The 13,395-nt window shown below is 71.0% G+C and carries 12 protein-coding genes; 5 read left to right on the top strand and 7 right to left on the bottom strand.

All coding sequences use genetic code 11. The features are described from left to right. Positions 1-99: 99 nt before the first annotated feature. The 3 genes from ACFYXF_RS31115 to ACFYXF_RS31125 form a co-directional block, all read right to left on the bottom strand. A complete protein-coding gene (locus ACFYXF_RS31115; protein ID WP_389354588.1) occupies positions 100-2,286 on the bottom strand; it encodes a 3-hydroxyacyl-CoA dehydrogenase NAD-binding domain-containing protein in 2,187 nt (728 codons plus the stop codon). 113 nt (positions 2,287-2,399) lie between these two features. Then, positions 2,400-3,614 (bottom strand): acetyl-CoA C-acetyltransferase, encoded by a 1,215-nt coding sequence (locus ACFYXF_RS31120; protein ID WP_389354591.1) that lies wholly within the window; start codon positions 3,612-3,614, stop codon positions 2,400-2,402. 45 nt (positions 3,615-3,659) lie between these two features. Then, positions 3,660-4,796: a CaiB/BaiF CoA transferase family protein gene (locus ACFYXF_RS31125; protein ID WP_389354593.1), complete on the bottom strand. Its 1,137-nt coding sequence runs from the start codon at positions 4,794-4,796 to the stop codon at positions 3,660-3,662. 234 nt (positions 4,797-5,030) lie between these two features. Here ACFYXF_RS31125 and ACFYXF_RS31130 point away from each other — a divergent pair, with 234 nt between their 5' ends. Beyond that, complete coding sequence (locus ACFYXF_RS31130; protein WP_389354595.1) at positions 5,031-6,218, top strand: saccharopine dehydrogenase family protein; 1,188 nt, start codon at positions 5,031-5,033, stop codon at positions 6,216-6,218. A 20-nt stretch (positions 6,219-6,238) separates the two neighbouring features. On the opposite strand, the gene mmpA is transcribed toward ACFYXF_RS31130, so the two are convergent. The 4 genes from mmpA to ACFYXF_RS31150 form a co-directional block, all read right to left on the bottom strand. Further along, positions 6,239-6,385 (bottom strand): morphogenic membrane protein MmpA, encoded by a 147-nt coding sequence (mmpA, locus tag ACFYXF_RS31135; RefSeq protein WP_235473531.1) that lies wholly within the window; start codon positions 6,383-6,385, stop codon positions 6,239-6,241. A gap of 69 nt (positions 6,386-6,454) precedes the next feature. Further along, a complete protein-coding gene (locus tag ACFYXF_RS31140) occupies positions 6,455-7,165 on the bottom strand; it encodes an endonuclease V (protein WP_389354597.1) in 711 nt (236 codons plus the stop codon). A gap of 34 nt (positions 7,166-7,199) precedes the next feature. Continuing rightward, positions 7,200-7,526 (bottom strand): plasmid stabilization protein, encoded by a 327-nt coding sequence (locus ACFYXF_RS31145; protein ID WP_389354599.1) that lies wholly within the window; start codon positions 7,524-7,526, stop codon positions 7,200-7,202. 46 nt (positions 7,527-7,572) lie between these two features. Continuing rightward, positions 7,573-8,652 carry a WD40/YVTN/BNR-like repeat-containing protein gene (locus tag ACFYXF_RS31150; protein ID WP_389354601.1) on the bottom strand — a complete coding sequence of 360 codons (1,080 nt, stop codon included), beginning with the start codon at positions 8,650-8,652 and terminating at the stop codon, positions 7,573-7,575. 266 nt (positions 8,653-8,918) lie between these two features. On the opposite strand from ACFYXF_RS31150, the gene ACFYXF_RS31155 reads away from it, so the two are divergent. From ACFYXF_RS31155 to ACFYXF_RS31170, 4 genes are all read left to right on the top strand, one after another. Further along, a complete protein-coding gene (locus ACFYXF_RS31155; protein ID WP_369031044.1) occupies positions 8,919-9,278 on the top strand; it encodes an SsgA family sporulation/cell division regulator in 360 nt (119 codons plus the stop codon). 295 nt (positions 9,279-9,573) lie between these two features. Then, entirely contained in the window at positions 9,574-11,190 is a 1,617-nt protein-coding gene (locus ACFYXF_RS31160; RefSeq protein WP_389354603.1) for an ABC-F family ATP-binding cassette domain-containing protein, read from the top strand. A 126-nt stretch (positions 11,191-11,316) separates the two neighbouring features. Then, positions 11,317-12,093: a dimethylargininase gene (ddaH, locus tag ACFYXF_RS31165; RefSeq protein ID WP_389354604.1), complete on the top strand. Its 777-nt coding sequence runs from the start codon at positions 11,317-11,319 to the stop codon at positions 12,091-12,093. Between the two features lie 195 nt (positions 12,094-12,288). After that, positions 12,289-13,266 carry an acyl-ACP desaturase gene (locus ACFYXF_RS31170; RefSeq protein ID WP_389354606.1) on the top strand — a complete coding sequence of 326 codons (978 nt, stop codon included), beginning with the start codon at positions 12,289-12,291 and terminating at the stop codon, positions 13,264-13,266. Positions 13,267-13,395: the final 129 nt, after the last annotated feature.

The following is a 13,395-nucleotide window of genomic DNA, read 5'->3' on the forward strand; positions in this document are numbered from 1 at the left end:
CTGGATAGTCAGCCCGTCCGGCGTTTGAGGACAAAGGGGGGTCTGGGGGCGCAGCCCCCAGAAGGATGGGACGGGTAGGGGCGGCGGGGGCGAAACCAACTAGCGGTCCCCGAACCGCTCCTCCTTCTCCGCCCTCTCCACCAACAGCCCCGGCGGAGCAAACCGCTCCCCGTACCGCTCCGCCAACTCCCGCGCCCGCGCCACAAATCCCGGCAGGCCGCCCTCGTAGCCGTTGATGTACTGGAGGACACCCCCCGTCCAACCAGGGAACCCGATCCCGAAGATCGAGCCGATGTTGGCGTCGGCGACCGACGTCAGTACGCCCTCCTCCAGCAGCCGCACCGTGTCCAGCGCCTCCGAGAACAGCATCCGTTCCTGCATGTCCACGAAGGGGATCCGCACACCCTCCGCGCCCTCACCACGCCCGAAGTGCTCCCGCAGCCCCGGCCACAGCCCGGCCCGCCTGCCGTCCTCCCCGTACTCGTAGAACCCGCCGCCCCCACTCCGCCCCGTACGCCCGAACTCGTCCACCATCCGGTCGATCACCGCCTCCGCGGGATGCGTCGGCCATGTACCGCCCGCCTCCTCCACCGCCCGCTTGGACTCCGCCCGGATCTTGCGAGGCAAGGTCAGCGTCAGTTCGTCCATCAGGGACAGCACCTTCGCCGGGTACCCCGCCTGCGCCGCCGCCTGTTCGACCGACGCGGGCTCAATGCCCTCGCCGACCATCGCCACACCCTCGTTGATGAAGTGCCCGATGACCCGTGAGGTGAAGAAGCCCCGGGAGTCGTTGACGACGATCGGGGTCTTCCTGATCTGGCGGACCAGGTCGAAGGCGCGCGCCAGCGCCGCCTCCCCCGTCCGCTCGCCCTTGATGATCTCGACGAGCGGCATCTTGTCGACCGGCGAGAAGAAGTGCAGCCCGACGAAGTCCGACTGGCGTTCGACGCCCTCGGCGAGGACCGTGATCGGCAGGGTGGAGGTGTTGGAGCACAGCAACGCATCCGGGTCGACGATGTGCTGGATCTCCTGGAACACCTTGTGCTTCAGCGCCGGGTCCTCGAAGACCGCCTCGATGACCGCGTCGCAGCCGGCCACGTCCTGCGGGTCGGCGGTCGGCGTGATGCGGGCCAGCAGTTCGTCCGCCTTCTCCTGGGTCGTACGCCCCCGGGAGACCGCCTTCGCGCACAGCTTCTCGGAGTAGCCCTTGCCCCGCACCGCCGCTTCCGGCGACACGTCCTTCAACACCACCTCGATGCCCGCGCGGGCGCACGAGTACGCGATCCCGGCGCCCATCATCCCGGCCCCGAGCACCGCCACCTTGCGGACCGGGCGCGGCTCGAAGCCCTTGGGCCGGTTGGCGCCCGAGTTGACGGCCTGGAGGTCGAAGAAGAACGCCTGGATCATGTTCTTCGAGGTCTGTCCGGCGGCCAGTTCCACGAAGTAGCGGGCCTCGATGACCTGCGCGGTCTCGAAGTCGACCTGGGCCCCCTCGACGGCCGCCGCGAGGATGGCACGCGGGGCCGGGTAGGGCGCGCCGTTCGTCTGCTTGCGCAGGTTGGCGGGGAAGGCGGGCAGGTTCGCGGCGAACTTGGGGTTGGCGGGGGTGCCGCCCGGAATGCGGTAGCCGGGCTTGTCCCAGGGCTGGTGCGACTCGGGGTTGGCGTCGATGAAGGCGCGGGCCTTGGCCAGCAACTCGTCCTGGGTGGCTGCCACTTCGTCGATGAGGCCGTTCTTCAGGGCTCGCGGGGCGCTGTACTGGGTGCCCTGGAGCAGCACCTTCAGCAGCGCGTCGGCGATGCCCAGCATGCGTACCGTACGGACGACTCCGCCGCCTCCGGGGAGGAGACCGAGGGTGACCTCGGGGCAGCCGATCTTCGTGCCCGGCGTGTCGAGCGCGACCCGGTGGTGGCAGGCCAGCGCGAGTTCGTAACCGCCGCCCAGGGCCGCGCCGTTCATCGCCGCGACCACCGGCTTGCCCAGGGTCTCGATGCGGCGCAGGTTCCGCTTGATCGCGAGGCCGCCGTCGAACAGTTCCTGGGCCGTCTCGGGGGTGACCCGGATGAGGTCGCGCAGGTCGCCGCCCGCGAAGAACGTCTTCTTGGCGGAGGTGAGGATGATCCCGCGGATCGTGTCCTTCTCGGCCTCCAGACGGTCGGTGACCACCGCGAGGGAGTCACGGAACGCCTGGTTCATGGTGTTCGCGGACTGGTCGGGGTCGTCGAGGACGAGAGTGACGAGACCGGTGCGGTCCTGTTCCCAGCGGATGGTGGTGCTCTGTGTCATGACGGGGATCTCCGTGGAGGCTCAGAAGTCTTCAGAAGTTCTCTGGTGGCGCCGAATCGACTGAATCAGTCGAATCAACCGAATCGGCTGAATCAGCTGAATCCGCTGGGAGTTCAGATCCGCTCGACGATCGTCGCGATGCCCATCCCGCCGCCCACGCACAGCGTGGCGAGGCCGTACCGCTGGTCCTGGCGCTCCAGTTCGTCGATGAGCGTGCCGAGGATCATCGCGCCGGTGGCGCCCAGCGGGTGGCCGAGCGCGATGGCGCCGCCGTTGACGTTGATCTTGTCGAGGGAGAGGCCCATGTCGCGGGCGAAGCGGAGGACGACGGCCGCGAACGCCTCGTTGATCTCGACGAGGTCGATGTCGTCGATGGTCAGCCCGGCCTTGGCGAGCGCCTTGCGGGTGGCGGGCGCCGGGCCGGTGAGCATGATGGTGGGCTCGGATCCGGAGACCGCGGCGGAGACGATCCGCGCGCGCGGACGCAGCCCGTAGCGCTCGCCGACCTCCTTGGAGCCGATGGCGACCAGCGAGGCGCCGTCCACGATGCCGGAGGAGTTGCCCGCGTGGTGGACGTGGTCGATCTTCTCGACCCAGTGGTACGTCTGGAGGGCCACGGCGTCGAAGCCACCCAGGTCGCCGATGTCCGCGAACGACGGCTTCAGCCGGCCCAGGGAGTCGGCGGTGGTGCCGGGGCGCAGGTGTTCGTCGTGGTCGAGGACGATCAGGCCGTTGCGGTCCTTCACCGGGACGAGGGACCGCTCGAAGCGGCCGTCCTTCACGGCGGTCGCCGCCCGCTCCTGGGACAGGGCCGCGTACTCGTCGACGTCGCGCCGCGAGAAGCCCTCGATGGTGGCGATGAGGTCGGCGCCGATGCCCTGCGGCACGAAGTTGACGGCGAGGTTAGTCATCGGGTCGTTGAACCAGGCGCCGCCGTCCGAGGCCATCGGCACCCGGGACATGGACTCCACGCCGCCCGCGAGGACGAGGTCCTCCCAGCCCGAACGCACCTTGGCGGCGGCCATGTTGACGGCTTCCAGACCCGACGCACAGAAGCGGTTCTCCTGGACGCCGGCCACCGTGTCCGGCAGTCCCGCGACGACGGCGGCGACGCGCGCGATGTCGGAGCCCTGGTCGCCGACCGGTCCGACGACGCCCAGCACGATGTCGTCGATCGCGGCCGGGTCGAGGTCGGGGAAGCGGTTCCTGATCTCGTGGATGAGGCCCACGACGAGGTCGACGGGCTTGGTGCCGTGCAGGGATCCGTTCGCCTTGCCGCGCCCGCGCGGGGTGCGGATCGCGTCGTACACGTACGCTTCGGTACTCACTGGAGGGCCTTTCGGGTGGGGTGGGCGAGCGGGCGTCGGCCGTGGTCAGCCGCCATCCTGCAGGAGTCGGGGCACGTCCCAGTCGCGCGCCACGTCCGCCGTGTCGGCGCCGGGCTGGGCGGGGCCGCTGTGGATCGACGTGTGGGTGACGGAGAAGCGGGGCGCGGGGGCGGGCTGGGTTATGCCGCCGTGGTCGGTGAAGGTGCCGCGGGCGGCCAGGTGCGGGTGGTGCGGGGCCTCGCGCAGGGAGAGTACGGGCGCCACACAGGCGTCGGAGCCCTCGAAGACGGCCGTCCACTCGTCCCTCGTACGGGATTTGAAGCGGGCGGTGACGGCCTCGCGCAGGTCGTTCCAGCGGGTGATGTCCTTGCGGGCGCCGGAGTGGTCGTGGATGCCGAGCAGGTCGAGGAACTCCTCGTAGAACTGGGGTTCGAGCGCGCCGACCGCCATGTACCGGCCGTCGGCGGTCTCGTAGGTCCCGTAGTACGGGCAGCCGCCGTCGAGGAGGTTGGCACCGCGCCGGTCCTGCCAGCCGCCCGCCGCGAGCATGCCGTGGAGCATCGTGGCGAGATGGGCGGCGCCGTCGACGATCGCGGCGTCCACGACCTGCCCGGCCCCCGTCGCGCGCGCGTGGTGGAGGGCGGCGAGGACGCCGACGACGAGGTAGAGCGAGCCGCCCGCGTAGTCGCCGAGGAGGTTGGCCGGGGCGGGCGGCGGGGCGTCCGGGCTGCCGATCAGGCCGAGGGTGCCGGTCGGGGCGAGGTAGGCGATGTCGTGCCCGGCGCGGCGGGCGAGCGGGCCCTCCTGGCCCCAGCCCGTCATCCGGCCGTAGACGAGCCTCGGGTTGCGGGCGTGGCAGCTCTCGGGCCCGACGCCGAGGCGCTCGGCGACACCGGGGCGGTAGCCCTCGACCAGGATGTCGGCGCGGGCGGCGAGGTCGAGGACGCTGGAGGGGCCGTCGGCCGCCTTCAGGTCGACGATCACCGACCGTTTGTTGCGGTTCGTCACGTCGTACTCGGGGTCGATGGCGAGTCCGGTGCCCCCGGGCCGGTCCACGCGGACCACGTCGGCGCCCAGGTCGGCGAGGAGCATGGCGGCGAACGGACCGGGCCCGATGCCCGCCAGCTCGACCACCCGCACCCCCGCGAGCGGACCGCTGCCCGCCTCCCCTGCCACCGACATCGAGCCCCCCACTCCCGTGACACAACCGACATGACACCAGCGATGCTAGGAACGCCCCGCTGCTCCGCACAAGGCTTCACCGGGCACAAATTAAGCAAGCGCTTGGCTAAAACTCCCTCGTTCCGGCCGTGGACCGGCCGACGAATCGACGACGGACCGGGCGTATGACCCCACACCCCCTCACGCTAGCCTCGACCACCGACAACGGCGCGGGACCGCACAACGAGAGGTGTCATGAGCAGGCCGAGCAGGATGGAACGCCCGTACGACATCGTGCTGTTCGGAGCCACTGGCTTCGTCGGCACCCTCACCGCCGAGTACCTCGCCGCGCACGCGCCCGACGGTCTGCGCTGGGCGGTCGCAGGGCGCAGCCGGGACCGGCTGGAGTCGCTGCGCGAGCGCCTCGCGGGCGTCGGCAAGGCCGCCGAGGTCGGGGTGCTGGAGGCGGACGTGTCCGATCCGGCGTCGGTCCGCGCGCTCGCCGGGCACGCGCGCGTGCTGGCCACGACGGTGGGCCCCTATCTGACGTACGGCGAGGAACTGGTCGCCGCCTGCGCGGACGCCGGCACCGACTACCTCGACCTCAGCGGTGAGTCCGAGTTCGTCGACCTGATGTACGTCCGGCACGACGCACGCGCGCGGGAGACCGGCGCCCGGCTGGTGCACGCGGCCGGTTTCGACTCGATCCCGCACGATTTGGGCGCGTATTTCACGGTCTCGCAGCTGCCCGAGGGGGTGCCGCTGACCGTGGACGGGTTCGTGCGCGCCGACGCCATGTTCTCGGGCGGTACGTTCGCCTCCGCGCTCAACCAGCTCTCCCGGGGCCCGCAGCTGCTGGCCGCCGCACGCGACCGCAGGCGGCACGAGCCCCGGCTGCTGGGCCGCCGGGCGACCGCCCCCACGGGCACTCCCCGGTACGCCAAGGAGGTCGACGCCTGGGCGCTGCCGCTGCCCACCATCGACCCGCAGGTCGTAGTGCGTTCGGCCCGCGCGCTGGAACGGTACGGCCCCGATTTCCGTTACCGCCATTACGCGGCGGTACGGCGGCTGCCCATCGCGGTGGGCGGGGTGGCCGGGGCCGGTGCGGTGTTCGCGGCGGCCCAGGTTCCGCCCGTGCGGCGCTGGTTGTCCGGGCGGCTGGAGCCGGGGGACGGGCCCAGCGCGGAGAAGCGGGCGAAGAGCTGGTTCTCCGTGCGGTTCGTGGGTGAGGGCGGCGGCCGGCGGGTGTTCACGGAGGTCGCGGGCGGCGACCCCGGCTACGACGAGACGGCGAAGATGTTCGCCGAGTCGGCGCTCTCCCTGGCCTTCGACGACCTCCCGCCGACGTCCGGGCAGGTCACCACCGCGGTGGCGATGGGCGACGCGCTGATCGAACGCCTGCGCAAGGCGGGGATCACGTTCCGGGTGGCGTCGAGTCGCTGACGGACTAGCCCGTCAGAGGTTCACTGGGCCCAGCCCGTGACCGTGTAGATCATGCCGACGATCCAGGCGAGTCCCGCCAGTACGGCGACGATCAGCGCGGCCGTGACGGCCCGCTCGACGGGCTGGGCGGGGCTGGCGGCGGGCTTCGGGGCGCGGTGCGTGGTCATGGACACAGCCTGCCGACAGCTCCGGCCCACCGACATCCGTACAGATACTCAGAACACATACTCAGATGATCACTTGAGTCCGTCACCGGCGGCTTCCTTCAGTGCCCGGCGGCACAGGGCGTCCGCCCGGCGGGTCGTCTCCGGGAGGCGGTAGTCGGGGGTGAGCGCCAGGACGTGGGCGCAGGCCGTGTCGAGGGTCGTGCGGTGGCCGACCGAGACGAACACCGGCTTGACGGCCTCCCTGGTGCGCAGGGCGCGGCCGACCTCCTCCTGGCCCGCCAGGAGCGGGGCCGCCGATCCGCGCGGGGCGCCCGGTTCCTCGTACGAGAAGGTGAACGGGTTCTTCGCGACGCCGATCGTGGGGAGCCCGGTGAGGACGCCGAGGTGGCTGGCGAGGCCGAAGCGGCGCGGGTGGGCCAGGCCGTAGCCGTCGCAGACGACGAGGCCGGGCGGTACGGGCAGCGCGTCGAGGGCGGCCAGGACGGCCGGGATCTCGCGGAAGGCGAGCAGGCCGGGCACGTACGGGAAGGGGACCCGTCCGACAGCCGTGGCCTCGGCGACGACGTCGAGGCTCGCCGCGTCCAGGACGACCGCGGCGGCCACGACGAGATCCCGCTCGTCGTCGTAGGCGACGTCGACGCCCGTGACGTGTCCCGTCCCGGCCGGCGGTCCCGGCTCGTCGAGCACCACGCGCAGCCGCAGCTCGTCCTGGACCGCGCGGGCGTCCGCCTCGGTCGTGGGCCAGTCCGCCGGAACGGGCACGCTCGTCGTCATCTCCATGATGACGACGAGCGTACGGCCCCCGCGGCGCAGGTCACTTGCCGCCCAGCGCCCGCTTCAGCTGCTCCTTGTCCATGTCCGAGCGGCCGTGCACGTTCCGCCGCCTGGCCTCCTCGTAGAGCTGGTCGTACGTCGGTCCCTGGGCGCCCTTGTGCGAGCGCCGGCCGCCGCGCTCGGCGGACGACATGTCCTGGGTGGACGTACGGCTGGCGGTCTTCGACTCGCCGGCGCGGGCGCGTTCCTTGTTGACGGTCCGCGCGGCGATCTCCTCGGCGCGCTTCTCGCTCTCACCCCGGTCGAGCGCGCTCTCCTTGATGTGTTCGTACTGGCGTTCCCGCTTGGGGCTGGAACCGCGTGGCATGGCCGTTCACTCCCTTCGCTCGGGTCGGTGAACGGGTACCCAGGCCTCACGATTCGAGCCGTGCCACACGCCCCTTCTCCCCGGCGGCCCAGCAGCCCAGGTCGGGGGTGCAGTCCACGGTGTCGTACGAGCCCGTGTCGACGGTCTTCCAGGTGCGCCCGGCGTCCGTGGTGAGGTCGGTGCCGGTCGGACCGACCGCCAGCGCGGCCGTACGGCTGTACGGGAGCCAGGCGACGCCGGAGCGGTAGGCGGGCGGGGACGTGGCCGAGGTGGTCCAGGTACGGCCGCCGTCCGTGGTGACCGCTCCCGCGCGCGGGGAGGCCTGGTCGGCGCGGTAGTCGCCGCCGACGGCGAGTCCGTGCGTACGGTCGCGGAAGGCGAGCGCGAAGACACCGCGCGCCCCGTCGCCCGCCGGGATCGGTGTGTCGGACGCCGTCCAGGTGAGTCCGCGGTCGGCGGAGTGCAGCACGCGCGCGCGTGCACCCCCGCCCGTCGCCAGCCAGACATCGCGCGGCCCGGAACTGACCAGGCACTGCCCGCTCGCCGCGAAGCCCGCCTCGCCGTCCAGCGCGGCCGGCATGCCGTCATTGGGGAGCACCTTCCAGGAGCGTCCGCCGTCGCTGGTGGAGAGGATGCGGAACTTGCCGTCGACCGGGTCGCTCATCGCGAGGCCGTGGCGGCGGTCGAAGAAGGTGAGGCAGTCGTAGAAGGCCTTGGCGTCGGTGTTGCGGAAGGACTCGGTCCAGGTCTCGCCGCCGTCGTCGGTGCGGTAGACCCGGGACGCCTCGCCCTCACCGATGGCCAGGACCACGGCGCGCCGCGCGTCGAACGCCTCGATGTCTCTGAACTGGAGTTCGGCCGCGCCCGGCGGAGAGACGTTCCGCCAGCTCGCCCCGCCGTCGGTGGTGCGGAGCACGGTGCCCGCCGTACCGGCGACCCAGGCAGTGTTCCGGCTGACGGCGGACACTCCCCGGAATCGCACGTCGGCGGCGCCGCTGTCCTTCGCCGCCCAGTGCGGCGCCCGGTGCCCGGAGACGGCGCCCGTCGCCTCGTACGCCTGCGCGGGGGCGGCCAGTCCGGCGGCCACGGCGGCGAGGGCGGCCGCGTACGCCCCCGCAACCGCCATGCGCCCTGCGCGCCTCGTCCGTATCGTCCGTCCCGGCTGTCGCTTCGTTCCCAAGATCCTCATGGCGGGCGAAAGTAGCAGGGATTGAACTCGGTGACAGAGGTCACTAGAAATTCAGGTGCACTGATTGGCTCATTCCGGCGTCTCCTTCAGTGTGCGGCCCGTTCCATCCAGGAGTCCGGCCAACCGTCACAAGGGAGCAGGCGTTGTCCACCACCGTCATCGAGCAACTCGTAGAAGCCCGTCTCGTCGCCGCCGCCCCGCGGATGCCGAGCATTCCCGCAACGCTCACCTACGACCGGAGCGACCCGTTCGCGGTCCGGATGACCTTCCCCGCGCCCGCCACGCTGGAGGGCGTCGAGGTCTGCTGGACGTTCGCCCGTGAACTCCTCTCCGACGGAATGCGGGAGCCGCAGGGCCACGGCGACGTCCGGGTGCGGCCGTACGGCTACGACCGCACGGTCCTGGAGTTCCACGCCCCCGAGGGCACCGCGGTCGTCCATGTCCGCTCGGGCGAGCTGCGGCGCTTCCTGGCGTCCACGACCGAGCTGGTGCCCGTCGGCCTGGAACACCTCCAGACCGACCTGGACCACGACCTGGCGGAGCTGATGCGCGACGCCCTGTGACAGCCCCTGTGGCAGCTCCGTTTAATGCTTTGACAGCCTGAAACGCCTCTTCCTACGCTGACAGCGGTCCTGTTGCCGTCGATTGGAGAAGGACGTTGCTCTACTGAGGTCCTGAGACACCGCGCCACACACCCTCCAGTGGTGTGTCCGCGCAGCGTGCGACCTCGGTGTTCGAGCCGTCCGTGCCTCCCTCCGGAGCAGGGCCTTTCTCGTGTCACCCGGACACTCCCGCCCGCCGCCAGTCGGTGTCTCGATACGCGCTTGCCCAGACCCCATCAAGCAACCGCGAGGCCGTATGTCCGCCACCACCTCCATCGCCGTCACCTCCCTGTCCTTCGCCTGGCCCGACGGCACCGCCGTCTTCGAGGGCCTCGACGTCGCCTTCGGCCCCGGCCGCACCGGACTCGTCGGCGTCAACGGCTCGGGAAAATCAACCCTGTTGAAGCTGATCGCCGGTCAACTCCGGCCCGTCGACGGCATCGTCCGTGTCGCGGGCGAGATCGGCTACCTCCCGCAGAACGTCACCCTCGACACCGCCCTGCGCGTCGACGAAGCACTCGGTATCTCCGCCAAGCGGGCCGCGCTGCACGCGATCGAGGCGGGTGACGTGGCCGAGGGGCACTTCGAGACGATCGGCGACGACTGGGACGTGGAGGAACGCGCCCTTGTCACGCTCGGCGAACTCGGGCTCGGGCACATCGACTTGGACCGCACGATCGGCGAGATCTCCGGCGGCGAGTCGGTCCTGCTGCGGCTGGCCGCGCTGCTCCTCGACCGTCCGGACGTCCTCCTGCTGGACGAGCCGACCAACAACCTGGATCTGTACGCGCGTCGACGCCTCTACACGGCCGTCTCGTCCTGGCCCGGGGTGATGGTCGTCGTCAGCCACGACCGTGAACTCCTGGACCTGGTCGACCAGATCGCCGACCTGCACTCCGGAGAGGTCACCTGGTACGGCGGCAACTTCTCGGCGTACGAGGACGCGCTCGCCACCGAACAGGAGGCGGCCGAGCGGATGGTGCGCGTCGCCGAGGCCGACCTGAAGAAGCAGAAGCGCGAACTGGTCGACGCTCAGGTCAAGTTGGCCCGTCGCAAGAAGTACGGGCAGAAGATGGCCGAGCAGAAGCGCGAGCCGAAGATCGTCATGGGCGCGCGCAAACGGTCCGCCCAGGAGTCGGCGGGCAAGCACCGCATCATGCACGAGGAGCGGCTCGCCGACGCCAAGGAGCGGCTCGACGAGGCGGTGGACGCCGTACGGGACGACGACGAGATCCGCGTCGACCTGCCGTACACGGCCGTACCGCCGGGCCGTACCGTCCTCACGCTCCTGGACCTGGAGTTGGCGTACGGAGCGAGCGTGGGCTCCTTCGATCTGCGCGGGCCGGAGCGGGTGGCGCTGATCGGGCGCAACGGGGCCGGCAAGACGACCCTGCTGCGGACCGTCTCCGGGGAGCTGGCGCCGGTCTCCGGGGAGGCACGCGCGCACGTGCCGCTGCGTTTTCTGCCGCAGCGGCTCGACGTTCTCGACGACGAGCTGACCGTCGCCGAGAACGTGGCCCGGTTCTCGCCCGCCGCCACCAACAACCGGGTCCGCGCCCGGCTGGCCCGCTTCCTGTTCCGGGGCGCCCGTGCCGACCAGCCGGCGGGGACCCTGTCGGGCGGCGAGCGCTTTCGCGCCGCCCTGGCCGCCCTGATGCTGGCCGAGCCCGCACCCCAGCTGCTGATGCTGGACGAGCCGACCAACAACCTGGACATGGCGAGCGCCCGACAGCTCACCACGGCCCTGGAGTCGTACGAGGGCGCGCTGATCGTCGCCAGTCACGACCTGCCGTTCCTGGAGTCGATCGGGATCACCCGGTGGCTGCTCCTGGACGGCGAACTGAGGGAGATCTCCCCGGAGGAGGTGGGGTGACCCATGAGGTGATCGGGGCGATCGGGGCAGGGGTGCGGGCCCCGGTCTGACCTCCGGGGCTTTTGTCCGCGCAGGCCATGCCTGCATGATGTGCGCGGACGCCCCCTTCGATTCGGAGTTCCGCCCGTGCCCAGCAAGAAGGCCCTCATACGTCGCCCCAGCCCACGCCTGGCCGAAGGCCTCGTCACGCACATCGAGCGCGAGGAGGTCGACGCCGGCCTCGCCGCGCGGCAGTGGGAGGCGTACGCGGAGGCGCTGCGCACGCACGGCTGGGAGACCGTCGAGGTCGATCCGGCGGACGACTGCCCGGACTCGGTGTTCGTCGAGGACGCCGTGGTCGTCCACCGGAACGTCGCGCTGATCGCCCGGCCCGGCGCCGAGTCCCGGCGCGGTGAGACGGGCGGTGTAGAGGAGGCGGTGGCCCGCCTCGGCTGCTCGGTGAACTGGGTCTGGGAGCCGGGCACCCTGGAGGGCGGCGACGTCCTCAAGATCGGCGACACCCTCTATGTCGGGCGGGGCGGGCGGACGAACGCCGCCGGGGTGCAGCAGCTCAAGGCGGTGTTCGAACCGCTCGGCGCGCGGGTCGTCGCCGTACCGGTGAGCAAGGTGCTGCATCTGAAGTCGGCGGTCACGGCGCTGCCGGACGGGACCGTGATCGGGTACCCGCCGTTGGTGGACACCCCGTCCCTCTTCCCGCGCTTCCTGCCGGTGCCGGAGGAGTCGGGGGCGCATGTGGTGCTGCTGGGCGGCGGGAAGCTCCTGATGGCGGCGAGCGCGCCGAAGACGGCCGAACTCCTCGCCGACCTCGGGCACGAGCCGGTGATCGTCGACATCAGCGAGTTCGAGAAGCTCGAGGGCTGTGTGACATGCCTCTCGGTGAGACTGCGCGACCTGTACATCTGACCGGCGGATCGGGGTACCCGTTCAGCCCTGGACCTGCGGGACCGGGGCCGTGACGCGTATCGGCGCGAACCCGCTGATCAGCGGTCTTTACAACGCTCTTAACCTACGGTGTCGTAACCTACGGGAACGTAGCCTACGATGCCGTAGGTTGAGTTCCCTCCCCGCATTCCGCTCGTACGTCATTCTGGAGCATTCATGACGATCACTTCTCCGCACCTCGGCAGTCCGTCCGGCGCCTGGACCGACGCCCGGCTGCTGTTCGCCCTGGAAGAAGTGGTCGAGACCGAACTCAACCGGCATCTGAAGGTCGCCAAGGACTGGATGCCGCACGAGTACGTGCCGTGGAGCGACGCCCGCAACTTCCCGGGCTTCTTCGAGGACGGCGAGGCCTGGGGCAAGGAACAGTCCAAGGTCACCGAGCTGGGCCGGATCGCGCTGGTCGTCAACCTGCTCACCGAGGACAACCTCCCCAGCTACCACCACGAGATCGCCAGCCTGTTCGGGCGCGACGGCGCCTGGGGCACCTGGGTGCACCGCTGGACGGCCGAGGAGGGCCGGCACGGCATCGTGATGCGCGACTACCTGCTCGCCTCGCGCGCGGTCGACCCGGACAAGCTGGAAGCCTTCCGTATGGCCCACATGGCCGAGGGCTTCGAGTCGGACAACCGGCACTCGATGCTGCACTCGGTGGCCTACGTCGCCTTCCAGGAGCTGGCCACCCGCGTCTCCCACCGCAACACCGGCCATCAGTCCGGCGACCCGGTCTGCGACCGCATGCTGGCCCGCATCGCGACCGACGAGAACCTGCACATGGTCTTCTACCGCAACCTGCTGAAGGCCGCCTTCGACCTCGCGCCCGACCTGACCATGCAGGCGGTCCGTGACGTGATCGTCAACTTCCGGATGCCCGGTCACGGCATGCCCGGCTTCGAGCGGGCCGCCGCGCAGATGGCGATCGGCGAGGTCTACAACATGCGCATCCACCACGACGACGTCCTCCAGCCGGTCCTGCGCCACCTGAAGGTCATGGACATGAGCGACCTCGGCCCCGAGGGCCTGCAGGCGCAGGAGGAGCTGGGCATGTTCATGGGCGGCCTGGACGCGGAGGCCTCGAAGTTCGACGAGAAGCTCGCGGCCCGCAAGGCCCGCATGGCGGCCCGCGCGGCGGGCTGACCCGCCTCGGCGCGGGCGATGCCGCCCGACCCGCCTTTCTGCTGGGGGTCCGGGGATCGCCCGCCGGGAAATCTCAGCCGTACGCCGTCACCTCGTCCAACGCCGCGTCCCGCACGTCGGCCTCGGGGT

The sequence above is a fragment of the Streptomyces sp. NPDC002680 genome (genome assembly GCF_042889145.1).
Classification (GTDB): Bacteria; Actinomycetota; Actinomycetes; order Streptomycetales; family Streptomycetaceae; genus Streptomyces; species Streptomyces adonidis.

Excerpts from the sequence above, each read along its gene's own strand:
- ACFYXF_RS31130 (WP_389354595.1), top strand. The coding sequence starts at position 5,031 with ATGAGCAGGCCGAGCAGGATGGAACGCCCGTACGACATCGTGCTGTTC.
- ACFYXF_RS31125 (WP_389354593.1), bottom strand. The coding sequence starts at position 4,796 with ATGTCGGTGGCAGGGGAGGCGGGCAGCGGTCCGCTCGCGGGGGTGCGG.
- ACFYXF_RS31115 (WP_389354588.1), bottom strand. The coding sequence starts at position 2,286 with ATGACACAGAGCACCACCATCCGCTGGGAACAGGACCGCACCGGTCTC.
- mmpA (WP_235473531.1), bottom strand. The coding sequence starts at position 6,385 with ATGACCACGCACCGCGCCCCGAAGCCCGCCGCCAGCCCCGCCCAGCCC.
- ACFYXF_RS31155 (WP_369031044.1), top strand. The coding sequence starts at position 8,919 with ATGCCGAGCATTCCCGCAACGCTCACCTACGACCGGAGCGACCCGTTC.
- ACFYXF_RS31140 (WP_389354597.1), bottom strand. The coding sequence starts at position 7,165 with ATGGAGATGACGACGAGCGTGCCCGTTCCGGCGGACTGGCCCACGACC.
- ACFYXF_RS31145 (WP_389354599.1), bottom strand. The coding sequence starts at position 7,526 with ATGCCACGCGGTTCCAGCCCCAAGCGGGAACGCCAGTACGAACACATC.
- ACFYXF_RS31160 (WP_389354603.1), top strand. The coding sequence starts at position 9,574 with ATGTCCGCCACCACCTCCATCGCCGTCACCTCCCTGTCCTTCGCCTGG.
- ACFYXF_RS31170 (WP_389354606.1), top strand. The coding sequence starts at position 12,289 with ATGACGATCACTTCTCCGCACCTCGGCAGTCCGTCCGGCGCCTGGACC.
- ACFYXF_RS31150 (WP_389354601.1), bottom strand. The coding sequence starts at position 8,652 with ATGGCGGTTGCGGGGGCGTACGCGGCCGCCCTCGCCGCCGTGGCCGCC.